The organism is Nonomuraea rubra (assembly GCF_014207985.1).
Lineage (GTDB): Bacteria > Actinomycetota > Actinomycetes > Streptosporangiales > Streptosporangiaceae > Nonomuraea > Nonomuraea rubra.
The window spans coordinates 11,357,559-11,382,001 of sequence record NZ_JACHMI010000001.1 but is presented as its reverse complement, the minus strand read 5'-3'; the positions used below and the strand labels follow the sequence as shown (position 1 = coordinate 11,382,001).

The window sequence follows — 24,443 nt, the reverse complement described above, 5'->3', positions numbered from 1 at the left end:
TCCGAGAAGCGGAAGTATCTTTACCTTTCGGGGAGCCGGTACACCGAAGAGGTCGCATTCCGGAACCGTAGCTGCGCGAATTTCTCCAGCGCCGGATTTATGCCGGTAAATAGCCATTTGACGCCATATTTCTGGGCGAGTGTCCGGACGTTCTCCGACGTCGGCGCCTCGAACACCACGTCGTTCGCCGCCAGCCGGGCCCGGTCCACGAACGGCTCCGCCAGGTACGACCGGACGAACGGCCTGGCCCGCGACAGCGTGCTCTCGGCGTACGCCCAGCCCTCCACCAGCACCCGCCGCTCGGTGAACCCCGACACCCAGAAGTGCCGGCTGTCGCACACCTGCCACCAGTCGTAGCGGCAGTGCAGGTTCGTGGCCACCACGTCGCCGGGCGCGGAATGCGCCCGCAGCCACCGCCCCGCCTCCAGCGCCCCCTTAGGGATCGACCGCTCCCGCCGCTCCGCCCACGGGTTGACGTGTGCGACCACGTCCCGCACCGAGCCGGGCAGGGCGTACCCGGCCAGCACCGCCACCACCGCCAGCACGGACCCGCGCCGCCACAACAGCAGCGCCGCCACCCCGAGCACCAGGTACGGCATCACCACCCGCACCAGCGCCCCGCCCCCGAACTCCACCTCCGACACCAGCAGCGCACCCCCCGCCCCCGCCGTGGCCAACCACGCGGCCCGCCCCCACGCCACCCTCTGCCTGGCCGCCAGCACCCCGCACACGGCGGCGACCGACAGGTAGGGCCGGGCCGCCTCCAGGAAGTACAGCTGCGACTCGGCCGGATGCCCGAACACCACGGCCGCCCCGATCCCCGCCGCCCCGATCCCGAGCAACAGCAGCACACCGGGCTCCAGCACCCGCCGCCCCACCCCCGCCACCCCGCCCCACACGCAGGCCAGGCAGAACAGATGCACCGCCGTCAGCACCACCAGCGGCACCGCCGACACCGAGGCCAGCTCCGGCATCCCCACCCCGGCGACCGCCCCCCACACCGTCCGCATGGTCGCGAACGGCGAGACGGCCATCCCCTGAGCCCCCTGCCCGAACAGCACGAACTGTGCGAACCCCAGACACCCCACCGTCATGACCGCGACCCCCAGCCACGCAACCCGCACGCGCCGCTCCACCGCTACCCGTACGGCGATGACGACCAGCAGCCCGGCCAGCAACAACGGCAGATAAGTGGCCTTCGCCCCGGTAAGCGCCGCCAGCAACACGACCAGCGCCGCCCACCACGCCCGCCCTCCACGACCCGGCCCCGCCCGGCCTTCACCCACCAGCAGCAGCACCACAGGCACGAACAACAACGCCCCGAACGTCTGCGTCGGACTCGTCGAAACCGTGAACATGGAACGCGAGCTGAACACCGCCCCCTCCACCAGCGCGGGACTGAACAGGAAGTACGTCACCCCGACCGCCGCAATCCCGGCCCCCCAGCTCCCGCCCAGCCGCCGCCCCAGCGCCGCCACCAGCACCACCATCGCCACCGCCATCGGCAACGTGGCCAGCCGGTAGACCAGCGTCACCGGCTCGATCCCGGTCACCCAGCTCGTGGCGGCCATCTCGGCGTACACGAACCAGTGGTAGGCCAGCGGCTCACCCAGCACCGAAGGCAGGGTCGGCGGAAAATGATGCCTGACCTCGCCCACCATGGCCAGGTGGTACGGCATGTCCACGTACCCGGCCTCGACCGGCACCCGGTACTGGAACAACGTGCTCCACACGACCAGGTACGCCACCACCCCGGCCAGCGCCCAAGCACACCACCGCGGCACCCGCTCCCCGCCCGCACACCCCCGCCAGTGCCGCCGCAACCCCGGCACCCCCGCGAACACGCCCACGATCACCACAGGCGGCACCAGCACGAGCAGCGGCACCCCCACGGCCCGCGCCGGAATGTACGCCAGCACCTCGACCGCGTACCCGAGCGCCAGCCCGGCCGCCACCTCCTCACCCACCGACCGCCCCCGCCCGGCCAGCCCCCGCCACAACAACGTCCCGGGCAGCGCCACTCCACCCCCGACATAAGCGGCGAAGGCACACAGATCGCGAACGGAGACCCCGCACCACAGAAAGGCGGCCACAACACCGGCGCACACGAGCGCGGCGGGCCCCCAGGTTCCACGCCCTGGAGACACCCGCAGGCGGGCGAGCGTGCTCTCCGGAGCCGCCAGCGTCATCGAATAACGGTCACCAGGCGCGTGAACTCGGCCGGCAGATCCACCCCGTCCCACACCCGATGGAAGCTCAACGCGCTACCGACCGGCACCATCCGATCGACGCCCCGCCCCGCCAGCCCCCTGGCCAGCTCCTCCAGCTCGTCCTGGCCGAACCCGAAGTGCGTCATCGTCTGATCCCGCCGCTCCACCAGGGGCACCAGCTCACCCAGCGCCCCCAGCCTGGCGTGCGCGAACGTCCCGGCCCCCAGCCACCGCCGGGGCGCCGCCGCCGCGGCCGACAGGTGGACGACGGCCAGCGCGTTCCCGTGGAACTCCACGCTCTCCGCCAGCCCGTCGGCGGCCAGCCCGTAGGTGGAGACCCGCTTCTCCACGGCCATCGCCGCGTCCACCCCCCAGCCGCGTACGGTCACCACCCGCGCCACGTGGTCGGTGAAGTCGGCCCGCGCCGCGTCGCAGTCACCCTCGGACCCCACCCAGAACACGGTCCTGGGGGAGGAGCAGGCGGCCTGGTCGAACCAGTAGGTGTCGTTGACGAACCCCTCGGCGACCGTCACCCGCGCCGCCCGGGGCGCGCACAACCACGCCGCCGCCCGCACCACCGCGAACGACGAACGGTCGGGGAAGGTCAGGTCGCGGGCGTGCGGGGCCAGCGCGTGCCGCCGGATCTCCCGTACGGCGCCGTCGCCGCCCCACACCACCCGCAGGTCGCAGGCCGCCGACAGCGCGGCGGTGACGGTGCCGGAGCGGCCGTAGGAGATGACACGCTGCGTGGCGGCGATCACGGGGTCGGCGTCGGCCAGCGCCTCGTGCAGCGTCTCCAGGATGGTCTCGGCGACGGTGCCGGAGCGGTGCGACAGGCGTACGACGTTGCGGTTGCCCATCAGGGCCGACAGGGCCCAGGAGTAGACGAAGACGGTGTCGACGTTCGCGGGCGGGACGTGGAAGATCAGGCCGCGCGGGACGCGTACGTGCTCGCCGCCGAGCCCTGCCACCGTGCGGGCCAGCTCGCTGGGCCGCAGGAAGAAACCGAGCGAGCCCAGCTCGGGATGCCTGCGCGCCAGCGCGGGCCGCAGCAGCCGCCGCCCGAAGGCCGCGAGGAACTCCCTGACCCGCTCATCACCCACCCGCAGCCCGCCGCCACCCTCGGGCTCGCCACCGAACTGGCCGAGCAGCACCTCGACCGGCACGGTCCCCCCGGCGGGAAACCTGACGTCCACGGCAGACGCGTCGTCACGCGCCGTGCCGGACGCGTCGTCACGCACGATCGCGGATGCACCAAGCGCGGCACCCGATGAGTCGCGGGCGACGGCAGGCATGTCGCTTGCGGTGGGAGACGTGTCGCGTGTGGTGCCGGACGATTCGTGCGCGGTGCCGGACGTGTCGCGTGCGATGGCGGTGCGGTCGTCAGGCATCAGCCCTGCCCCATGGTGTCGCTGCACCCCCGCGCCTCGGCCCGCGGCAGTCTCCCCAGGACCTCGAACCGCTTGCCCGGCCAGCTCCCGTCATCCACCCCGCGCACCACACCCAGATCCTCGGTCAGCAACACATGCCCCGGATACGACGTCGGCAGCGTGCTGACCACCTCGATGATCCCCGGCACCCCGGCCGGCGCCTCCTGCCAGGTCTCGGGGTCGCGGATCACGACGTCGGCGAAGTCGGGGCAGTAGAGCCCGTCACCCTCGGGCCCCTCCAGGAACACGGTGCCGATCTGCTCGACCATGCCGTAGAAGTTGTGCACCCTGCTCAGCCCGCACTCGGCCGCCAGCCGCCGCCGGAACTCGGCGTTGTCGACCGCCTGCTCGGCCAGCCGCTTCCACCCGCCGGAGTGGATCAGCACGCCCTGCGACAGGTCGGCGCCCAGCCCGCGCAGGTGCAGCCAGACCATGAACGTGAACCCGAAGACGAGGAACCGCTCGCCCCCGTGCCGCGCCAGGAACCCCTTGACCGCCTCCGCGTCCACCCGCCCCTGCTCGTCGAGCACGAACGTGTGGTCCCTGCCGAAGTTCATCATGCCGAGCACGCCGGCGCCGCGGGCGCTCAGCGTCGGGTCGCGGACGACCGAGCGGGTGTCGACCACCAGCATGGGCAGCCGCCGCTCGCCGAGCACGGCCCGGATCGTGGCGGCCAGCATGCGGGTCTGCGCCGCCGCGGCCTCCCGGTCGAGGTGGATGCGGCTGGGCCGCTGCCCGGTCGTGCCGCTGGAGGTCAGCACCCGGAACACCTGCTCCTCCGGCACGCTGCGCAGCTCGTGCGTCTTGAACAGCCGCACGGGCAGCCACGGCAGCTCGGCCAGCCGCTCGTAGGGCGGCGCCGCGCCGATGGCGTCGAGGATCCTGCGGTACGGCGGGCACGACGCGCGGTGCCGCTCGGTCAGCGCCGCCAGCTCCGGCACCAGCACGGCCTCCCGCTCCGGCGCGCTCAGCGTGAACACGCGCGCTCACCACCGGCCGCGACGCTTATCCGAGCGACCCCATCGTGCGAGAGGCGCTCACGCATGCACTCCATCGTGCGAAGGCGCTCACGCATGCACTCCATCGTGCGAAAGGCGCTCATGCATGCGACTCCAGACTGCGGCACCCGCTCATGTGAGCGACTCCAGCGTGCGATAGTCGATCTTGCCCGTCGCCAGCAGCGGCAGGTGATCGATGTGCCGCATGTCGAACCCGCTCCAGTGCAGGCGCAGCTCGGCCCCCAGCCGCCGCGCCATGCGCACCTGGGCGGCGGGATCGAGCGCTTCCGTCCAGACCGTCACCCGGTCGTCGCCGCTGGTCACCGCCACGGGGCCGAGGCCGCGCAGCAGCCGTTCGACGTCGTCGAGGTTGACCCGGGTGCCGAAGACCTTGGCGATGCGCTTGAGCCGCCCGGTGACCTCCAGGAACCCCTCGGGGTCGAGTGCCCCGAGGTCGCCCGTGCGCAGCACCCCGCCGAGGTCGTCGCCCCTGGCCAGGTCCTCGGCGTTGTCGGCGTAGCCCATCATGACGTTGGGCCCGCGGTAGACGATCTCGCCGTCGGCGATCTCCAGCGAGCCGCCGGGCAGGGCGAGGCCGACCGTGCCGAGCTTGTCGGCGAGCCGGTCGGGAGGCAGCACGGCCATGCGGGCGGTGGCCTCCGTCTGCCCGTACATCACGTAGAACCGCTCCACCTGCGCGGCGAACTCCTCGATCAGCTCGGGCGCGAGCCGCCCGCCGGCCTGCGTGAGCGTGGTGAGCCTGGGGTACTTCGAGCGGTCGAAGCGGATGCGGCGCATCATCGAGTACTGGTACGGGACCGCGGCCAGCGACGTGCAGTCGTAGGCGTGCAGATCCGCCCAGAACGAGCGCTCCAGCAGCCCGGCCTCCGTGAGCACGACGGCGCCGCCCGCGATGAGGTGGCTGTTGAGCACCGACAGGCCGTAGCTGTAGTGCAGCGGCAGGCTGGTGGGCGCGATCTCGCCGGGCCCGATGGACAGGGCCGTGGCGATGGCCTGGGCGTTGGACAGCACGGCCTGGCGCGACAGGCGGACCAGCCTGGGGTTGCCCGTGGAGCCCGACGTGGCCAGGAGCAGGCCGAGGTCGGGATGCGGGTCGGGCACGTCGGTGCGGGGCGGCGGCGGGTCCTCCAGCGGGTTGGTGAACCCGAGCAGCGCGGCCGGCCTGAACCGCTCCGACAGCTCGGCCAGCGTGGCGGCCGGCAGGTCGGGGTCGAGCAGCGCGATCGGCCGCCCGGCGTGCCAGGCGCCGAGGTAGCAGAACACGGAGGCCATCGTGTTGCGCATGGCGCAGAACAGCGGCCCGGGCCGCAGCCCGTCGAGGTTTTCCGCCGCGCGCTTGATGTAGTGGGCCAGCTTGTCGCCGCCGATGCCCTCCTCGGCACCGGAGGGGATGAGCTGGGCCTGCGGGTGCGGGAACATCACGGCACCAGCCCGCCGTCCACGCCGAGCACCTGGCCGGTCACGAACCCGGCCTGCGGCGACAGCAGGAACGCCACGGCCGCCGCCACGTCGCCGGGCTCGCCGAGCCGGCCGAGCGGGGTCGCCGCGACCACGCCCGCGCGGGCGTCGTCGCCGAGCGTGGCGAGCAGGTCGGTACGGATGTAGCCGGGGGCCACGGCGTTGACCCTGACCCCGGACGGCCCGAGCTCCTTGGCCGCGGCCATGGTGAGCCCGAGCACCGCCGCCTTCGTCGCCGAGTAGACCGCCTGCCCGGCCCCGCCCGCGCGCCCCATGACCGAGGAGACCAGCACCACGGCCGGTGCCGTGCCCCTGCGCAGCAGCCGGAGCGCGGCCTGCAGGGTGTGCGTGGCGCCGACGGCGTTGACCTGGAAGAGGCGGTCGATGGCGGCCTGCCCCGTCATGCCGAGCAGGCCCGCCTCGTGCACGCCCGCGTTGACGACGAGCCCGTCGAGCAGCCCGTGCCGCTCGTAGATCCGCCGCATCATGGCGGACACCTGGGCCAGGTCGCCCACGTCGCCGGCCACCGAGTCGGTCACGCCGCCGGTCTCGGCCGCGATCTCGGCCGCAGCCTTCGCGGCCCGTTCCTCGTCGCGCCCGTGCACCACGACCGTGTGGCCGGAGGCCGCCAGCGTGCCGGCCACGGCCCGGCCGATGCCCCTCGTCGAGCCCGTGACCAGCGCGACCCTGGGACAGGGGGCAGCGGTGCGGGTGTCGTCAGAGGGCGGCGGCGCCGATGCCATGCTTCTCCAGCAGCTCGGCCGCCTTGGCGAACGAGCTCATGTCGATCATTTCGTCGGTGTCGATCATGACGGAGAACTCGTCCTCCATCGCCGCGATCAGCGCCATGTGCGCGAGGGAGTCCCACTGCGGGATGGCGCGGTATTCGAGGCCGTCGACGTCGGTGTCGGGCGGAAGGTTGAGCGCCTTGCGGAAGACGGCCCGCAGGCGATCGAGATGACTCATGATCACTCACTCTCTGTCCTCAAGCCATGACGAAGTGTAGCGGCAATCGCTCGCCAGAAGAAACCAAGCCCCCGTCCTGAGTAATGGAACCGTATAACCAGGCGTGACCCCCGAGGAGGGCTGGGAATGTCGGATGGGACCACGGCAACCGTACGGGGGGAATGATGGACGAATCCAATCACTGGTACGGGCACTCCCGCATACTCGGCGCGTACTGTGGCCTGCCGGACGAGGCTCCGAAACGAATCCAGGGTTTCCTCCAGCACGGATGGAACTACCTGCATGGATTTCCCCCGAATGACCACTGGTGCAGCCCGGGATATCCCCGTTTCGTCTGGTCGGACGTGCTGCGGCGCAGGGGCTGGTCGATGGGCCGCAGGGGCCACTATCTGATCGGCGCGCCCTGGATCTACCTCCTTTACCTGGAGCCGGACCGGGGTGTGGTGCCCGATCGCAACGGTACGATCTGGTATCCCTTTCATGGCTGGGAAAAACATTCCGTCAGCGGCGACCACGCCCGACTTGCCGACGAAATCCGAGATGTCGAGATTGGCCCGGTAACTGTCTGCCTTTATTGGCTTGAATACGCAAATCCGGACATTCGGCGTTCGTATGAATCGAGGGGTTTCCGGGTCATCTGCCATGGCGAGCGTGGATCCCGCTGGGAGGGAAAGGGCCGCGACTTCCTGCGCAAGCAGCTGGTCGAGTTGCGGCGCCACCGCAGGGTGGCCTCCAACCGGCTCGGCAGCGCGCTGTTCTACGGCGCCTCGGTGGGCTGCGAGGTGGCCGTGTACGGCGATCCGATGCAGTTCGACGACGAACGTCCCGAGTACGGCGGCACCGCCCGCCGCAAGCGGCTCTGGCCCGAGCTGCACGGAACGCACGTCGATCCCGGGCTGGCGGCGGAGGCGGCGCGGCGCGAGCTGGGATTCGAGTATCAGGCGACACCGGAGGAGCTACGGCAGATGTTCGGATGGAAGCGGGTGCGCACCGCATGAAGGCCCCGACGAGCGAGGAGGCGCCCGGGAACGTCCGGTTGATCGGCGGGGAGATGCTGCTGTGGTCGGACCTGGCCGCGATGGGCGGCGTCACCGAGTGGCGGGGCGCGGCCCTGGAGCTGATCAGGCGGACGATCCCGGAGGACGGGCGGGTGCTGCTGGTCGGGCCGCATCCGCGGACGCTGGTGGACGACGTGGTCGCGCGCGCCCCGTCGGCGGCCGTGCTGCTGCGCTCCTACCCTGACGCCTGCGCGCTGGGGGCGCGGCACCCCGAGCTGGCGGTGTTCTGCGGCCGGCTGGAGCTGCTGGACGCAGAGGAGCCGTACGACCTGGTGCTGGCGATGGACGGGCTGCTGCGCACCCACTCGGCCGAGGCGCCGGCCGCGGCCTGGGACGAGTCGCTGGGCGCGCTGGCCGACCTCGTCGCGCCCGGCGGCAGGCTGGTCCTCGGCGTACGCAACGACCTGGGCGTCGACCGCTTCATCGAGGCCAGACCGGCCGACCGGGAGTGCGCCGACGACCAGTGGGCGCCGCACGGCTTCGACCCGAGCTACCCCAGCGGCCCCGAGGCCCTCGACCTGGGGCTCGAAGCGGCGGGGCTGAGCCTGCAGCGCTGCTACGCGGCCTATCCGGACCGGCGGGCGCCGCGGTCGCTGCTGTCCAGGGAGGCGCTGGCGTTCGAGCTGCCCGAGGCGCTGACGTTCCCGCTGAGCGCCAGGGACGGCGACCGGATGCTGGTCGCCGACCCGCTGCGGCTGACCCGGCTGGTGTTCAGGCACCGCCTGGGTGAGGAGCTGGCCCCGCTGTGGCTGGTCGTGGCCACCAAAACGCCCCGCCCCGACGGCCGGCCGCAGTCGGTGGAGCTGCCGCTGGGCCTCATCGAGGAGGGTCCTGCCCTGTACGAGCTCACCGCCGCCGGCACCAGGCGCCTGCCCGGCGGTCAGGAGCGGCCGATCCCGGCGGGCCGGGTGGTCGAGGAGATCCTCGTCGAGGCGTGCGCCCGCGAGGACGTCAGGACCGTGCGCGACCTGCTCGGCCGGCTGGCCGAGTGGCTGGAGTCGGGCGGCGACGTGTCGGCGGCGACCGACAGCCTGGTCTACGACGGCGAGCGGTTCGCCGCGGTCAACCCGCCGGCGGGTCCGGCCGTGCCGCCGGGGCCGAGGGTCGTGCTGTGCAGGATCCTGTGGCGGTTCGCGGTCAGGCTGCTGGCGGCGGGGCACCACCATCCGTGGCCGTGGCCGCTGGAGGCCGACCAGCTCACGCTGACCCTGTGCGGCATGGCCGGGCGGCCGTGCGACGCGGGCGACCTCGACCGGGCCCGCAAGCTGGACGCCGAGCTGGGCCAGCCCGCCGAGCTGGCCGAGCACGCCCCGACGTACCGCGACCTGCTGGCGGCCCGCGACCGCCTGGCCGACCAGCTCACCGCCGCCCTGGCCAGGATCTCCCGCCTGGAGACCAAGCTCTCCTACCGCGAGCGCGAGCTGGTGCGGGCCAAGGCCAAGCTGCGCAGGACCCAGCGCAAGGCCACCGCCTACCGCAGGACGCTCGGCTACCGCCTCTCCCGCCGCCTGGCCCGCCCCCGCAAGGTCGCCCGCCGCGTCATCCGCCTGCTGTCCGGCTGAGGTAACGAGCTGAGCAAACGATGAGGAGTGCATGTGCCGGTTCTTTCGGTGATCGTCCCGTTCCACAACGTCGAGAAGTACATCGGACCCTGCCTTGACTCCATAGCGGCCCAGACGCTGCAGGAGATGGAGGTGATCTGCGTGGACGACGGCAGCGCCGACCAGGGTGCGGCCGTCGTCGAGTCCAGGCTCGGGGACGACCCGCGCCTCACCCTCATCAGGCAGGACAACCACGGGGTGGGCCACGCCCGCAACGTCGGGGTCCGCCGCGCGACCGGCGAGTACCTCGCCTTCGTGGACGGCGACGACACCGTCCCGCGCGACGCGTTCAAGCGCCTGGTGTCCTCGCTGGAGGACACCGGCTCCGACCTGGCCTGCGGCAACGTCATGCGCCTCTACCGCAACCTGCTCGTCCCGTCGTGGGCGCACCGCGAGGCGTTCGCCAGGCCCGCCAGGCGCACCCACATCACCCGGCATCCGCTGCTGATCCGCGACCGCATGTTGTGGAACAAGGTCTACCGCCGCTCCTTCTGGGACGCCCAGGGCCTGAGCTTCCCCGAGCGCATGTACGAGGACCAGCCCGTGGCCATGGCCGCCCACATCGGCGCCCGTTCCGTGGACGTGCTGGCCAGGGTGGTCTACCACTGGCGGCACCGCGACGAGCCCGACGCCTCGATCACCCAGCGCCGCCTGGAGCCGGGGAACCTGCGCGACCGGCTGCTGTCCGTGCTGCAGACCGCCGACCTGCTGGCCGCCGGCGCGCCGAAGCTCAAGCCCGTCTTCGACCGCGACACGCTGGACATCGACATGGCCGTCGCCGTGGAGGCGCTGGCCGCGATGGGCGAGGCGGCCGATCCCGGCCTGGCGGACCTGGCCGTGCGCTACCTCGACGGCGTGTCGCGCGAGGCGTGGCAGAGCCTGCCGTTCGAGCAGCGGCTCCTGGTCCACCTGCTGCACGAGCGCCGGCTGGGCGAGCTGGCGGGCCTGTACGCGCAGGCGGAGGACGGGAGGCTGCGGCCCAAGATCGGCTCGGTCGGGCTGCTGCGCAAGCGCTGGTACGGCCGCCACCCGGCGATGCCGGGGCATCTGTCCGAGGTCTCCGGCGAGCTGGCGCTGCAGACCAGGCTGGTGAGCGTCGACTGGAACGACGGCGTGCTGCACGGCTCGGGACGGGTGGCCGTGGGCCGGTTCGACGTGGGGGAGCTGCGCCGGGTGCGGGTGCGTACCTGGATGCAGGAGCGGGGGACCGGTGACGTGGTGCCGCTGTCCGACGAGGAGAGCGTGCCCGTCTGGGAGAGCGTCGAGCAGGAGGACGGGGGGCGGCTGCCGGAGCACGCGTTCCCGTTCAGGTTCGCGTTCGACCCCGGCGCCCTGTCGCGGGGGCAGCTCGCCCGGCACGGCCACTGGGACCTGAAGGTGCAGCTCAGGGGGCACGGCCTGCGGCTGGACGGCCGGGTGGCCGGGCCGCGCTGGCTGCCGCCGCTGATCCCGGTGCCGCGGCGGAAGGCCGGGGTGTGGCTGGTGCCGGCGCGCAACGCCAAGGGCGCCTGGGGCGTGCGGCTGCGTACGGCAGAGGCGATCATCGGCGAGTACCGCGTGGACGGCGGCGAGCTGATCCTCTCGGGGGAGATGACCGACGTCGGCGACGGCGAGCCGGTGCTGCGGCTGCAGCGCAGGAGCGACGGCGAGGAGATGTACTTCCCCGTGGCGCTGGCCGGGCAGGACTTCCACGCGCGGGTGCCGCTGGCCGACATCGACGAGCGCGTGGGGCACGAGTCGTGGTGGGAGGTGGTGATCGACCAGGGCACCGCACTGCGGCCCCTGGTACGGACGAGGCAGCGGGCGGTCGCGACGGTGGACGAGCGGCGCTTCCTCATCGACCGGGCCGAGGACGGCTGCCTGCTCCTGGCCGAGCGCTAGCTACCGGAGGATGCCGGTCAGCGTCTCCGCGACGTGCTCCTGCTGGGCGTCGGTCAGGCCGGGGAACAGCGGCAGCGACAGCTCCTCGGCGTAGTACGCCTCGGCCACGGGGCACAGGCCGCGCCGGTAGCCGAGGTCCTCGAACACCGGGTGCCAGTACGCGGGCACGTAGTTGACCTGCACGCCGATGCCGGAGGCACGCATGCGCTCGTACACCTCGCGCCGCCGCCCGTCACCGATCCTGACGGGGTAGAGGTGCCAGCTCGGCCGCACGTACGCGCGCTGGGCCGGCAGCGTCAGCCCCGGCACGCCGGACAACATCGTGTGGTACCGCTCGACCAGCTCGGCCCGCCGCTCGCGGAAGCGCTCCAGCCTGCGCAGCTGGCTGACGCCGAGCGCGCACAGCACGTCGGGCAGCCGGTAGTTGAGCCCGAACTCGTGCACCTCCTGGTGCCAGCCGCCCTCGCCGGGATGGCGCTGCTCGGCGGGCTCCCTGACCAGGCCGTGGTTCCTGAACCGGGCGGCCCGCCGCAGCAGCGCGGGGTCGGCCGCCGCCACGGCGCCGCCCTCCGCCGTCGTCACGGTCTTGGTGGGGAAGAACGAGAACGTGGTCAGGTCGGCCAGCGAGCCCACCGGCCGGTCCTTGTACGCCGACCCGATCGAGTGCGCGGCGTCGGCCACGAGCACGGCCCCGGCCTCGCCGGCGACCTGCCGCAGCTCGTCGTAGTCGGCGGGATGGCCGGCGTAGTCGACGGCCGTGATCACCCGGGTCCTGGCGGTGACCAGCGCGGCGGCGGCGTCGGGGTCGAGGTTGCCGGTGTCGGGACGCACGTCGGCGAAGCGCACGCGGGCGCCGAGGAGGGCGGCCGTGGCGGCCGTGGCCACGAACGTCAGCGGCGAGGTGACCACCTCGTCGCCCGCTCCGACCCCGGCCGCCACGTAGGCGACGTGCAGCGCCGCGGTGCCCGACGTGACCGACACGCATGGCACGCCGCCCGTCCAGCGGGCCAGCTCCGCCTCGAACCGGCCGACCGCGGGGCCGGTCGTCAGCCAGTCGCCGCGCAGCACCTCGGCGACCGCCTCGACGTCGGACTCCGCGATCGACTGCCGGCCGTAGGGCAGCATCAGCCGGCCACCATGTCGCGCAGGTCGTCGACCGACAGCCACTGCTCGTTGGTGTCGGAGCGGTAGGAGAAGCCGTCGGGCAGCAGCTCGCCGGTCTGCGGTGGCGCGTAACCCCAGGTCGCGATCGTGGGCTGGAGGACGTAGCGGTCTTCCAGCCGGAGTGTCCTGCGGCCGTCGTCGGGGCCGATCATCTCCTCGTGCAGCTTCTCGCCCGGCCGGACGCCGATCTCGTAGACCGGGCTGCTGGGGGCCAGCGCCTCGGCCAGGTCGGTGATGCGCATGCTGGGGATGCGCGGCACGTACAGCTCGCCGCCCTGCATGAGGTCGAAGGAGTCGACCACGAACCTGACCGCCTGCTCCAGCGTGATCCAGAACCTGGTCATGCGCTTGTCGGTGATCGGCAGGCTGCCGCCCTGCTGGGCCAGCCGCTGGAACAGCGGGATCACCGAGCCCCTGCTGCCGACCACGTTGCCGTAGCGGACCACCGAGAAGCGGGTCTCGTGGGCGGCGGCGTAGTGGTTGGCCGAGACGAACAGCTTGTCGGCGACCAGCTTCGTGGCGCCGTAGAGGTTGATCGGGCTGGACGCCTTGTCGGTGGAGAGCGCGACGACCCTGCGCACGCCGCAGTCGATCGCGGCCTCGACGACGTTCTGCGAGCCTGCCACGTTGGTGCGGACGTACTCGAACGGGTTGTACTCGGCGGTGTCGACCTGCTTGAGCGCGGCGGCGTGCACGACGTGGTCGACGCCGTGCATGGCGCGGGTGAGCCGGTCGCGGTCGCGGATGTCGCCGATGAACCAGCGCAGCCGTTCGTCGTCGCCGAAGAGCTGCCTGGTCTCGTACTGCTTGAGCTCGTCGCGGGAGAAGACCACCAGGCGGCGGACCGCGAGCGAGTCGAGTGCGTGACGGATGAACGCCTTGCCGAAGGACCCCGTTCCTCCGGTGATCAGAATCGACGATCCACTGAGAATGCTCACGTGGCCCCCTGAAATCGCGCTGACGCGCTGTAGTCGTCGTGGCAGGCGGTAGCATAGCGCGATCGATCAATCACGCGCTGTCACACGGGGGAATGGGGCTTCGGTGCGTATTGTCGGAATTATTCAGGCCCGGATGGGCTCAACCCGGCTACCCGGAAAGGTGCTGCGGGAGCTGGGTGGCCGCTCCGTGCTGGGCTGGGTGGTCCGCGCCGCGCGGGAGGCGGGAGCGCTGGACGACCTCGTCGTGGCCACCACGACGGAGCCGGCCGACGACGCGGTCGTCGCCGAGTGCCACCGGCTGGGCGTGGCCTGCCACCGGGGGCCCGTCGACGACGTGCTGACCCGGTTCGCGCAGGCGCTGGAGGGCCGGCGGTGGGACGCCGTCATGCGGTTCACCGCCGACTGCCCGCTGCTGGACCCGGAGGTGATCAGGGAGGCGGCGCTGGTCTTCCGCGCCGTGCCGGGGCTCGGCTACCTGAGCACGAGCCTGGCGCGCACGCTGCCGCGCGGGATCGACGTGGAGCTCGCGAGCCGGGCCGCCTTCGCCCGCGCCGACGCCGAGGCCACCGGCTACCACCGCACCCACGTCACCTCCTACCTCTACGAGCACCCGGGCGACACGCGGCTGCTCGGGCTCGCATACCGGCCCGCCGCCGACGACCTGCGGGTCACGCTCGACACCGAGGACGACTGGCGGCTGATCTCGGCGGTGGTGTCCGAGCTGGGCGACCGCTGCGTGCCGGTCAGGACCCTGGTGGGCTGGCTGCGCGAGCGCCCCGAGGTGTGCGGGCTCAACGCGCACGTGCGGCAGAAGGCCCTGCAGGACGCGTGAGCGGCGTGGCACGCCCGGCGCGGGTGGGCTTCCGCTGCGATGCCGGGGTCAAGAGCGGGGTCGGGCACCTGGTGCGCTGCGTGGCCCTGGCCGAGGAGCTGTGCGCGCGGGGCGCCGAGGTGTTCTTCCTCGGCGAGGTGTGCGGCTCGGCGTGGGCGCGGGCGCAGCTCCGCGAGCGCGGGCTCCCGCTGGTGCCCGCGCCGCGCGAGCCCGCCAGGCTGGCCGCGCTGGCCTGCGAGCTGCGCCTGGACGCCGTGGTGCTCGACTCCTACGACCTGCCCGCCGGGACCGGGGCGGCGCTGCGGGACGCCCGCTTCGCGGTGCTGGCCCTGGTCGACGGCGACCCGCTGGGCCAGGAGGCCGACCTCTACCTCGACCAGAACCTCGGCGCCGAGCGGCGGCCCTTCCCGCTGCCCGCCGAGCGGCTGGCCGGAGCCCGGTACGCGTTGCTGCGCGACAGCGTGCGCCGGCGTAGCAGGGCGGTCCCCGGCGGGAACGCGGTGCCCAGGGTGCTGTGCTTCTTCGGCGGCACGGACAGCGGCGGCGTCGCCCCGGCGTGGGCGCGGGCGCTCAGCGCGACCGGCAGGCCCTTCCTCGGCACGGTCGTCAGCCCCGAGCCGTTCGAGGCGGCCGGGCCGATCACCGTGATCCCGCCGACGGACCGGCTGCCGGAGCTGATGGCGGCGGCCGACCTGGTGGTCACGGCAGCGGGGTCGGCCGTCTGGGAGCTGCTCTACCTGGGCGTCCCGACGGCGTTGACGTGGGTGGCGGACAACCAGCTCATCGGCTACGAGGAGCTGGTGGGCAGGGGGGCGGCGGCCGGGCTCGGGCGCGCGGCGGACCCGGCGGCGACCGGCCTGCTGGCCCGCCTGCTCGCCGACCCCGCCGCCCGCGAGGAACACGGCCGGCGGGGCAGCGGCCTGGTGGACGGCAGGGGCCGCGAGCGGGTCGCTGACGCGCTGCTCGGGCTCTGCTAGATCAGATCCCAGCTCAACGGCGTGCCGAAGGCGACATCCCGGGCGAAGCGCCGCCCCATGACCGCCGAGGCCGCGTCCGGCGGCAGACCGCCCGCCGGACGGATCGACCGGACGTTCTCCGGTGTCACGGGCTCGCCCGCGGACACGTCCCGCACCACGTACAGCGAGCGGCGGAAGCGCAGCCCCTCCCGCTCGGACGGCCGCGGCCCGATCGCCACCTCGCCCAGCGACTCCCAGGCCCGCTCGCTCTCCACCACCAGCGCCGCCAGCTCGGCAGGCTCCAGCGAGAACGCCGAGTCCACCCCGCCCTCGGCCCGCGACAGGGTGACGTGCTTCTCGATCAGGCAGGCCCCCAGTGCCACCGCCGCCAGCGCGGCGCCGATCCCTGGCGTGTGGTCGGACAGCCCCACGACCTCGCCCGTGATCGCGGCCAGCAGCGGCAGCGCGCGCAGGTTGCTCTCCGACGGGGAGGCCGGGTAGGACGCCGTGCACGACAGCACGGCGAGCCGCGTGCACCCGGCCTCGCGGGCGGCCGACACCGCCGCCTCGATCTCGGAGACGGAGGCCATTCCCGTGGAGATGATCAGCGGCTTGCCCGTGCCGGCGGCCAGCCGGATCAGCGGCAGGTCCACGATCTCCGAAGACGCGATCTTGTACGCCGGCGCGCCCAGCTTCTCCAGCAGCTCGACCGCCGTGGGATCGAACGGCGCCGAGAACGCGACCAGCCCCCGCTCCCGCGCCCGCTCGAAGATCGGCTCGTGCCACGCCCACGGCGTGTGCGCCCGCTCGAAGAGCCGGTAGAGGCTCTCCCCGCCCCACAACTCGTGCTCGTCGCCCACCCGGAACGGCGGGGCGTCGCAGTCGATGGTCAGCGTGTCGGGCGTGTACGTCTGCAGCTTCAGCGCGTGCGCCCCCGCGTCGGCCACCGCGTCCACGATGGCCAGCGCCCGCTCCAGGCTGCCGTTGTGGTTGCCCGACAGCTCGGCCACGACGAACGGCGGATGCCCCGGCCCGATGGCCCGTCCCCCGATGGAGATCATCCTTCTTCCTTCCTGATCTCGAAGGTCACGGCGTCGCGCGTCACCCCGTCCACGACCTGCTTGCGCCGGCCCACCTCGACGAACCCGAACCGCCTGTGCAGCCGCATGACGGGCTCGTTGCCGTCGAGCACCTCGCCGCGCAGCCTGCTCAGCCCGAGCGGGCCGAAGGCGTGCCCGACGGCCGCCCGCTCCAGCCCGATCCAGGCCCGCAGCAGGCTGCCCTGCCGTTCCAGGGTGTCGAGGTCGAGGTAGTAACCCCAGGTGGCGCTCTCCGGCGTCAGGTCGGAGTAGGTCACCACCCCCGTGGCGACGCCGTGGTGGTCGTAGATCAGAACACGTCTGCCCGGGTCGGTGCGGACGGCCGCCCACCAGCGCAGATGCTCGTCCTCGGTGATCTCGTGCGTGGTGAAGCTGGCGGCGCGCACGCGCGGATGGTTGCGCCAGCGGCGCATGTCCGCCAGATCATCGCCCTGGACGTCCCTCAGCACCGGTGCCCCCTTACTCCTTGTGCTTGATCTCTTGCACAACGTAGCGGATTACGCGTCCGGTAAAGAGCTCATCAGGGACAGTCATCGGACACGGAATCCGGCCGGGCGGCGAGGCATGCTGCCCTCGACCCGGTACCGAGCCAAGGAGCGAATCCGGCATGATCCCCCTGCTCAGCGTCATCGTCCCGATCTACAACGTGGAGCCGTACCTCACCGAGTGCCTGAAATCGCTGGCCGCCCAGACCCTGGAGGACCTGGAGGTGGTCCTGGTGGACGACGGCTCCGTGGACGGCAGCCGGCGCATCGCCGAGGACTTCGTGTCCAGGGACGACCGCTTCGTCCTGATCGGCCAGCGCAACCTGGGGCCCGGTCCGGCCCGTAACCAGGGGATCAGGCAGGCGCGGGGCACGTACCTGGCGTTCGCGGACGGGGACGACGTGGTGCCGCCCGAGGCGTACGAGCTGCTCGTCGGCAGGCTCGCCGAGACCGGCTCCGACCTGGCGTGCGGCGCCGTGCGGCGGCTGGTGGACGGCGAGCTGGAGGAGTCGATCCTGCACGAGAAGGTGTTCAGGCGCCCGCAGCTCTGCACGCACATCACCGACAAGCAGGTGCTGATCAGGGACCGCACGGTGTGGAACAAGGTCTACCGGCGCGACTTCTGGGAGCGCGCGGGCCTGGCGTTCCCCTCCGGCATCTACGAGGACGTGCCGGTCGCCATGCAGGCCCACGTGCTCGCGACCAGCGTGGACATGGTGGGCGAGATCGTCTACCACTGGCGCAAGCGCGAGGAGGGGCAGACCTCGATCACCCAGCGCCGCTCCGAGCTGTCCAACCTGGGCGAGCGGCTGGCGGCCATCCGCTCGGTGCGCGCGTTCCTGGACGAACGGGCGCCCGAGCTGCTCGACGGCTTCGACGCGCTGGTGCTGGAGAAGGACACCGTCTTCCTGTTCCAGGCGCTGGAGCGGTGCGAGGGGGATCCGGGGCCGCTGCTGGAGCTGGCGCACGCGTGGCTCGCCGCGCTGGGGCCGCACGTGCTGGACTCCGCGCCGTCGCTGCGCCGGCTGGAGCTGCACCTGCTCAGGCGCGGCCTGGTCGCGGAGCTGCGTACGGTGCGGGAGTTCCGGCGCGGGCGCGAGGACGTCACGCGCGTGGTGCCGCGCGGGCTGCGCACCACCAACTGGTACGGCGACTACCCCTTCTTCCGCGACCGCCGCCTGCGCATCCCCGACGAGGTGTTCGACGCCCGCGAGGAGCTCAAGCTGATCGCCAGGGTCGAGTCGTGCGAGTGGACCGGCGCCGAGTACCGCCTGCGCGCCTACGTGGGCATCCATCGCGTCGACCGCAAGGTCCCCAAGGTCGGCCTGTGGCTCAGCGACGGCCGGCGCCGGGTCCCCCTGGAGACCCGGCGCCGCGGCCGCTACGGCGTCGTGGCCGCCGTCGACCCGCGCCGGCTCGAAGGCGGCGGGCCCTGGCGGCTCCAGGTACGGGCCGAGATACGCGGGCTCGTCCTCAAGAACTGGTGCAGGGACGCCGCGGGCGGCGCCGTGTGGCGGTTCTCCGTGCCGGGTTGGTCAAGAAGCGGCATGGACATCCCCCAGTAGTTCCAGACAGTAATCGTTCCGGCGCGTCGCGTGGTCATGCTGGGAGGCATGAGGACCTATTCGCTGGATGACGTCTACGAGACACGCAAGCGGAGAGACTCCTGGTGGACCGTGTATTTCGTGGACCCGGTCGCCTGCCGGGTCGCACTTCCCGTCGCCAATCGCACCCGGATGACACCCAACGGACTCACGGTGCTCTCGCTGGTCCTCGGCATGGTGTCGGCCGCCTGTTTCGCGACGAACCACCTCATAGCAGGCGCAGGCTTCTTCTATCTGAGCTTCATGATCGACTGTGTGGACGGCAAAATCGCCCGGCTCAAGGGCACGGGGACACCGTTCGGTCTCTGGCTCGACTACGTGGGCGATCGGATCAGGGTGGTCCTGTGCGCGGGGGGCCTGGCCTACGGGCAGTACGCGCTGACCGGCGATGTGCGCTACGTGGTCCTCGGCGCGGCGGTGGCGGTCCTGGACCTGTTCAGGTACGTCAACGCCCCGCAGATGAAGCGCGTGCGCGAGGCCGTCAGGGAGGAGCGCCAGGACCCGCTGTCGGAGCCGGATCCCCTTCTCGGCCCGGATCCCCTGCTTCACCCGGACCCGCTGATGGACCCGGACCCTCTCGCGGACCCGGATCAGCTGCCCGATCAGGAGCCCGGGCGGGGAGCGCCGGGGCGGGCACGCCGGCCGCGCGCCTTCTTCCGGATCTTCAGGCGGCTCAACCGGTTCCTGGCCCGGCACCGCGTGCGGTCGCACCTGGTGAGCGGCATCGAGTTCCACGCGGCGGTGTTCGTGATCGCGCCCCTTGCGGGGGCATGGGCGCTGATCCCGCTCGCCGCGCTGTCGGGGCTCCTGCTGCTCGCCAACGAGGTCTTCCTTGTCTACCGGATGTGGCTCTTCACGCGCAGGCACGGCGCGGGCTCGCCTCAGCAGAGCCGAGAGCACGTTCTCGTCTAGATTTTCGGGGGTTAGTACTACATGTCCGACCGGCCAGTCTTCGTCATCGGATGTCCGCGGTCCGGCACCACGATGCTCCAGCTCATGCTCCACTCGCACCCCCGTCTGGCGGTGCCTCCGGAGACGCGCTTCCTCGTTCCCGCTTATTACCGCCGCCGCACGTGGGGCGACCTCCGGGTCGCCCAGCGGCGCCGCGCGCTGGCGGAGTGGATCGCGACCGACCGCAGCACGAAGTTCCGCGAGCTCAAGATCGACAAGAACGAGTTCGTCCGCCAGTCCGTCGAGGGCCCCGGCTCGCTCGGCTCGGTCATCGGCACCGCCTTCCGCATGTACGCCGACCGCTTCGACAAGGCCCGCTGGGGCGACAAGCGGCCCAGCTACGTCAAGCAGGTGGACCTGCTGCTGCGGCTCTTCCCGGACGCCCAGTTCATCCACCTCATCAGGGACGGCCGCGACTGCGTGGCCTCGCTGAAGGAGATGCCCTGGTACACCCTTGACTCCTTCCACGCCGTCTCCACCTGGGCGGAGGCCATCGACGCGGGCGGCCGGCTGAAGCGCACGCTGGCCGCGGACACCTACTACGAGCTGCGCTACGAGGACCTCACCGACGACCCGATGACCGAGCTGAAGAAGCTCTGCCACTTCCTGGAGGAGGACTTCTCGCCGGCCATGATCTCGCCGCGCGAGGCGGCCAGCGTGGCGGTGCCGCAGCACAAGGTCTGGCACAGCAACACCCACCGCGAGGTCACCCGCAGCCGCGTGGGGAGCTGGTCGAACCGGCTCGACGCCTGGGAGATCTCGCTCTGCGAGCACATGCTGGGCGACCGGCTGGAGTCCATGGGGTACGAGCTGAGCGGCGCGCCCAAGCCGTCCAAGGAGCACGTGGTGGCGTGCCAGAAGACGATGCAGAAGCGCAAGGCGTCGCGCATGCGCAAGGGCATGCGCGACCGCTTCAACCGGCTGCGTGAGCCGAGCCCGGTCGCGGCGCTGCTCACCACCCGCCAGCGCTCGCTGGCCGGTGTCCCGCAGCAGCGCAAGGAGCTCACCGAGCCCGTCTGACGAGGCGGCGGCCCTGGGAGTCGGCGTTCTCACCGCTCTAGCGTTCGATGTGCGCGAACAGCGACTCCCAGCGGTCCAGCACGTGCTCCAGGCGGAAGGCCTCGACGCGGGCGCGGGCGTCGGCGCCCAGCCGGCGCCGCTCCTCCTCGTCGTCCACCAGCCGCCCCAGCTCCACCGCGAACGTGTCCACGTCCCCCGGCGGCACCAGCACGGGAGCCGCCGACCGCACGCCCCCGGACACGTCGAAGGCGACGGCGGGCACCCCGTGCGCCGCCGACTCCAGCAGCACCACGGGCAAGCCCTCGTACTCGCTGGTCAGCCCCAGCACGGAGGCACGCAGGTACTCGGCGGGCATCTCGGCGGCGGGCACCCGCCCGCGGAACACCACCCGGTCCGCCACCCCCTCCGACCGGGCGTGCGCGCGGAGCCGTTCGAGCTCCCCGCCGTCCCCGATGAGGTGCAGCTCCCACGGCTCGGGCGCGCCCGACCGGGCGAACGCGCTGATCAGCCGGTCGAAGCGCTTGACGCCCTCCAGCCGCCCGACCCCCAGCACCCGCGGCGACTCCAGCACCGACATCTGCTCGGGCCAGGCCGCCAGCGGGTTCGGCAGCGCGGTGGCGTTGGGCAGCAGCGCGTGTTCCGAGAACGCCCGCGCGTCGTCCTCGCTCAGGAAGACCGCCTGGTCGAGCCCGGGGTAGTGGCGCCTGATCGAGGCCAGGTGCCAGCAGTCGCGAGCGTGGTCGTACGACCCGTGGTACTGCCCGATCGGCCGCAGCGGGCCGGGCAGCAGCGGCGCGGCCCTGGCCACCACGGACGGCGAGGTCATGACCGCGTAGCCGGGCCCGAGCTCCGCGAGCAGCGCCTTGAGCCGCCGGTCGGCCCGCCTGCGCGCCAGGCCGCCCGCCGCCGGCCGGTCGCCGACGACGTGGCGGTGGTAGAGCGGCCGGTCCACGTACCGGAACGGGGCCGCGGCCCGCTGCAGCCCGATCACGTGCACCTCGTGCCCGCGCCGCGCCAGCCCCTGGGCGAGGGTGTGGGTGACCTGCTGGATGCCGCCGAGCGTGTCGGCGTCCAGGCAGGTGAACACGACGGTCATCGGACGGCCTCCCCGAAGAAGTCGGCCACGATCCTGGCCGCCGCGTCCCCGTGCTCGTCGGCGCACCACAGGTCGCGGAAGGCCGCGTAGCGCCCGGCGTACGCCTCGTGCACGGCCGGCAGCGCGCGCAGCACCGCCACCAGGTCCTCGGTCGTCGTCAGGCACGGGCCCGGCGCGATGGCCGGGAGGTCGTGGTAGACGCCGCGTTCCGAGAGCCGGTAGTCGTCCCAGTCGTCGATGAAGAAGATCATCGGTTTGCCTGTCAGCGCGTAGTCGCACATGACGGAGGAGTAGTCGGTCAGCAGCGCGTCCGAGGCCAGCATCAGCTCGTTGATCTCCGGGTACGACCCGGCGTCCCTGACGAAGTGCCGCAGGTGCTCGGGCGGGCTGTACCGCTCGACCGGATGCGTACGCAGGACGACCACCCAGTCGTCGGCCAGCTCCTCGGCCAGCAGCTCCAGATCCACCCGTACGGATTTGCCGCTGTTCTTCGCCCGATCCCGGTAAGTAGGCGCATAAAGCAGGACTTGTCGCCCGGATGGCACCTCCAGCCGCCGCCGCACGTCGTCCGACTGCCGGGCCTGGACGAGCGCGTCGCACCGGGGCGTCCCGCACCGGTACACCTTGCCCGAGTACCCGTTCGACGGCAGGAACACCCGCGAGAACTCCGCGCTCGGCGACACCAGCGCGTCCCACCGCGCCACGGCCGCCCGCCACCGCGCGCGCGGCCCGTCGAAGTCGCCGCGCAGGTCCGGCGCGTCGAACCCGATCGACTTGATCCCCTGCCCGTGCCAGGTCTGCAGGTAGCGGGTGCCGCGCGGCTTGGGGTAGTCCAGCGGGAAGCCGTGGCTGTCGACCCAGATCCCGGCCCTGGCCATGGTGTAGACGTAGCGCCAGCTGCCCCTGCGTACGAGCCGCGCGTCGGCGGGGAAGTTCCCGCGCCCCCTGGCCACCGACCAGACGGCCTTGATGGGCAGCCCGCGCCGCCGGATCTCCTCGTAGATGGCGCGGGGGCTGCCGCTGTAGCCCTTGCCGACGTCCGACTCGAACAGCGCCAGGTTCCGGCGCCGCGGCAGCACCCTGATCAGCACCTTGTACGCGCGCAGCTTGTTCGCCGGCGTGCTGACCCGCTTGATCAGCCGCCTCCTGACCCGCCGCCACAACGACCGGGGCGCGAGATCGGGCCGCACGCACAGGTACGCGGCGTAGCCCTCGACCCTGACCGTGCACCCGGGCAGCTCGACGGGCTCGGTACGCGGGTCCGCGATGATCCGGTCGGTCGTGGTGTGCCCGTCGGAGGTCCTGGTGAAGCCGATGCGCGGGTCGCACCTGCCCTTGGGCGTGAACGTGACGTGGCTGACGTACCCGCCCTCGCCCGACGGCTGCGGCGAGATCGGCACCCGTTCCCTGCCGAGCTGCAGGAACGCCGTCCAGTCCACCGGCAGCGCGCCGAACGGGTCGTACGTGCGCACGGTCATCCGCACCCGCTCGCCGTCCGAGGACAGGGCGGCGACCTCGTGCCGCAGCCTGGAGGCGCTGAAGGGCAGCTCGGCCAGCCGCAGCGCGGTGATGTCCAGGCCGGGAGAGACCGACGTGCCCCAGTACGTGCGCCCGTCGAGCTGCACGGCCGCCCGGGGCGCGGCCCGCGGCCCGGTCAGCGAGGCGGCGGCGACCCGAAGGTCCTCGGTGCGGTCGTCCAGGATGAGCCGGCAGCAGACCCGGTCCAGCGGGTCGACGCGGTCGAACACCTCGCCGGGGATCTCCTCCAGGTACGGCCGCACGATCGCGGCGAACTCCTTGATCCACACCGCGTCCCGCATCGGCAGCGGGTTGAGGTAGACCCGCAGGTCCTGGCGGAGGAACCGGTACTGCCTGTGCGGCACCAGGTCCTCGGCGCCGTGCTCGCGCAGGAGGTCGTCGCTCAGCCGGGCCGCGATCACGCGCTGCCGCACGTTCGCCAGGTCGTCGATGCTCAGCGAGATCGAGTCGTTCGTGGCGGCCCGGTGCCAGTGGTAGACCGTCCACGGCACGATCGCGAACCTGCGCGCCACCGCGTACAGCTCGGCGGCGAAGACGTGGTCCTCGTAGTGGATGTCCTCGGGGAACCGCAGCACGTGCCGGCGCAGGAAGGCCACGCTGTAGAGCTTGTTGGTGCTGAAGCAGTCGAGGAACAGCTCGGGCTCCTGCCTGATGCCCTCGACCACCCGCCGCCGCTCGAACAGCGACGGGTAGTACGGCCGCAGCCGCCCGCTCGGCTCGAACAGCCGGGAGATCTGCCCCGACACGAAGTCGGCCCCGGTCCGCTCGATCTCGGTCAGCAGGCTCTTGCACGCGTGCCTGGGCAGTTCGTCGTCGCTGTCCAGGAACATCACGTACGGGGAGGCCGCCGCGTCGATCCCGTCGTTGCGCGGCGCCCCGCAGCCGCCGCTGTTGACCGGCCTGCGCAGGTACCGCACGCGCGGATCGGCCCGCGCGAGCCGCCGGGCCACCTCCGGCGTGCCGTCCGTGCTGGCGTCGTCGGAGATGATCACCTCCAGGTCGCGCAGCGACTGCCGGAGTACGGAACGCACGGCCCTGGGCAGGCGGTCCGCGTCGTTGTAGGTGATGACGACAACGCTGCAGTCGGGCATCCCGGAAGTCCTCCCCCTAGTTCCCCAGCGGGAGTGACACTTCC

Annotated in this window: 20 protein-coding genes; 8 read left to right on the top strand and 12 right to left on the bottom strand. The window is 72.3% G+C overall.

Translation table 11 applies throughout. The features are described 5' to 3' along the window. Positions 1 to 20 precede the first annotated feature (20 nt). From HD593_RS51855 to HD593_RS51830, 6 genes are all read right to left on the bottom strand, one after another. Positions 21 to 2,189, bottom strand: coding sequence for a hypothetical protein (locus HD593_RS51855; protein ID WP_185110237.1), 2,169 nt, complete (start codon positions 2,187 to 2,189; stop codon positions 21 to 23). Further along, positions 2,186 to 3,451, bottom strand: a complete 1,266-nt coding sequence (locus HD593_RS51850) for an acyl-CoA reductase (protein WP_312904353.1) — start codon at positions 3,449 to 3,451, stop codon at positions 2,186 to 2,188. The genes HD593_RS51855 and HD593_RS51850 overlap by 4 nt, the downstream gene beginning before the upstream one ends. Positions 3,452 to 3,600: 149 nt before the next feature. Beyond that, positions 3,601 to 4,620: a LuxE/PaaK family acyltransferase gene (locus tag HD593_RS51845; protein ID WP_185110236.1), complete on the bottom strand. Its 1,020-nt coding sequence runs from the start codon at positions 4,618 to 4,620 to the stop codon at positions 3,601 to 3,603. A gap of 150 nt (positions 4,621 to 4,770) precedes the next feature. Continuing rightward, entirely contained in the window at positions 4,771 to 6,078 is a 1,308-nt protein-coding gene (locus tag HD593_RS51840) for an AMP-binding protein (RefSeq protein WP_185110235.1), read from the bottom strand. Continuing rightward, a complete protein-coding gene (locus HD593_RS51835; RefSeq protein WP_185110234.1) occupies positions 6,078 to 6,860 on the bottom strand; it encodes an SDR family NAD(P)-dependent oxidoreductase in 783 nt (260 codons plus the stop codon). The genes HD593_RS51840 and HD593_RS51835 overlap by 1 nt, the downstream gene beginning before the upstream one ends. Then, positions 6,835 to 7,083 carry an acyl carrier protein gene (locus HD593_RS51830; protein ID WP_185110233.1) on the bottom strand — a complete coding sequence of 83 codons (249 nt, stop codon included), beginning with the start codon at positions 7,081 to 7,083 and terminating at the stop codon, positions 6,835 to 6,837. Before HD593_RS51830 ends, HD593_RS51835 begins: the two co-directional genes overlap by 26 nt. Positions 7,084 to 7,244: 161 nt before the next feature. On the opposite strand from HD593_RS51830, the gene HD593_RS51825 reads away from it, so the two are divergent. From HD593_RS51825 to HD593_RS51815, 3 genes are read left to right on the top strand one after another with little or no spacing between them, the layout of a single operon-like run. Further along, positions 7,245 to 8,081: a hypothetical protein gene (locus HD593_RS51825; RefSeq protein ID WP_246547203.1), complete on the top strand. Its 837-nt coding sequence runs from the start codon at positions 7,245 to 7,247 to the stop codon at positions 8,079 to 8,081. Further along, positions 8,078 to 9,703 (top strand): class I SAM-dependent methyltransferase, encoded by a 1,626-nt coding sequence (locus tag HD593_RS51820; RefSeq protein WP_185110232.1) that lies wholly within the window; start codon positions 8,078 to 8,080, stop codon positions 9,701 to 9,703. Before HD593_RS51825 ends, HD593_RS51820 begins: the two co-directional genes overlap by 4 nt. Before the next feature lie 33 nt (positions 9,704 to 9,736). Further along, a complete protein-coding gene (locus tag HD593_RS51815) occupies positions 9,737 to 11,623 on the top strand; it encodes a glycosyltransferase family 2 protein (RefSeq protein ID WP_185110231.1) in 1,887 nt (628 codons plus the stop codon). Here HD593_RS51815 and HD593_RS51810 read toward each other — a convergent pair whose 3' ends face one another. Both HD593_RS51810 and pseB read right to left on the bottom strand, forming a co-directional pair. Continuing rightward, the gene (locus HD593_RS51810; RefSeq protein WP_185110230.1) at positions 11,624 to 12,748 is read right to left on the bottom strand and encodes a DegT/DnrJ/EryC1/StrS family aminotransferase; all 1,125 of its coding nucleotides are present in this window, start codon (positions 12,746 to 12,748) and stop codon (positions 11,624 to 11,626) included. It abuts the gene before it with no gap. Beyond that, entirely contained in the window at positions 12,748 to 13,725 is a 978-nt protein-coding gene (gene pseB / locus HD593_RS51805) for a UDP-N-acetylglucosamine 4,6-dehydratase (inverting) (protein WP_185110229.1), read from the bottom strand. The genes HD593_RS51810 and pseB overlap by 1 nt, the downstream gene beginning before the upstream one ends. 103 nt (positions 13,726 to 13,828) lie before the next feature. Here pseB and HD593_RS51800 point away from each other — a divergent pair, with 103 nt between their 5' ends. Both HD593_RS51800 and HD593_RS51795 read left to right on the top strand, forming a co-directional pair. Further along, complete coding sequence (locus HD593_RS51800) at positions 13,829 to 14,557, top strand: cytidylyltransferase domain-containing protein (RefSeq protein ID WP_185110228.1); 729 nt, start codon at positions 13,829 to 13,831, stop codon at positions 14,555 to 14,557. Then, positions 14,554 to 15,534 (top strand): PseG/SpsG family protein, encoded by a 981-nt coding sequence (locus HD593_RS51795; RefSeq protein ID WP_221525384.1) that lies wholly within the window; start codon positions 14,554 to 14,556, stop codon positions 15,532 to 15,534. Before HD593_RS51800 ends, HD593_RS51795 begins: the two co-directional genes overlap by 4 nt. On the opposite strand, the gene pseI is transcribed toward HD593_RS51795, so the two are convergent. Together pseI and HD593_RS51785 are read right to left on the bottom strand one after the other, a co-directional pair. Then, positions 15,531 to 16,574, bottom strand: coding sequence for a pseudaminic acid synthase (pseI, locus tag HD593_RS51790; protein ID WP_185110227.1), 1,044 nt, complete (start codon positions 16,572 to 16,574; stop codon positions 15,531 to 15,533). The two genes, HD593_RS51795 and pseI, sit on opposite strands and share 4 nt — an antisense overlap. Then, entirely contained in the window at positions 16,571 to 17,062 is a 492-nt protein-coding gene (locus tag HD593_RS51785; protein WP_185110226.1) for a GNAT family N-acetyltransferase, read from the bottom strand. Before HD593_RS51785 ends, pseI begins: the two co-directional genes overlap by 4 nt. Positions 17,063 to 17,220: 158 nt before the next feature. Here HD593_RS51785 and HD593_RS51780 point away from each other — a divergent pair, with 158 nt between their 5' ends. Genes HD593_RS51780 through HD593_RS51770 form a run of 3 tightly spaced genes read left to right on the top strand, consistent with a single transcriptional unit; the run spans position 17,221 to position 20,673 of the window. Next, positions 17,221 to 18,663, top strand: a complete 1,443-nt coding sequence (locus HD593_RS51780; protein ID WP_185110225.1) for a glycosyltransferase family 2 protein — start codon at positions 17,221 to 17,223, stop codon at positions 18,661 to 18,663. A gap of 48 nt (positions 18,664 to 18,711) precedes the next feature. Continuing rightward, positions 18,712 to 19,614, top strand: a complete 903-nt coding sequence (locus tag HD593_RS51775; protein ID WP_246547201.1) for a CDP-alcohol phosphatidyltransferase family protein — start codon at positions 18,712 to 18,714, stop codon at positions 19,612 to 19,614. Positions 19,615 to 19,635: 21 nt separating this feature from the next. Then, positions 19,636 to 20,673, top strand: a complete 1,038-nt coding sequence (locus tag HD593_RS51770; protein ID WP_185110223.1) for a sulfotransferase family protein — start codon at positions 19,636 to 19,638, stop codon at positions 20,671 to 20,673. Positions 20,674 to 20,710: 37 nt separating this feature from the next. Here HD593_RS51770 and HD593_RS51765 read toward each other — a convergent pair whose 3' ends face one another. Further along, positions 20,711 to 21,769: a glycosyltransferase gene (locus HD593_RS51765; RefSeq protein WP_185110222.1), complete on the bottom strand. Its 1,059-nt coding sequence runs from the start codon at positions 21,767 to 21,769 to the stop codon at positions 20,711 to 20,713. After that, on the bottom strand, positions 21,766 to 24,399 hold the full coding sequence (locus tag HD593_RS51760) for a CDP-glycerol:glycerophosphate glycerophosphotransferase (protein ID WP_185110221.1): 2,634 nt from the start codon (positions 24,397 to 24,399) through the stop codon (positions 21,766 to 21,768). Before HD593_RS51760 ends, HD593_RS51765 begins: the two co-directional genes overlap by 4 nt. Between the last annotated feature and the right edge of the window lie 44 nt (positions 24,400 to 24,443).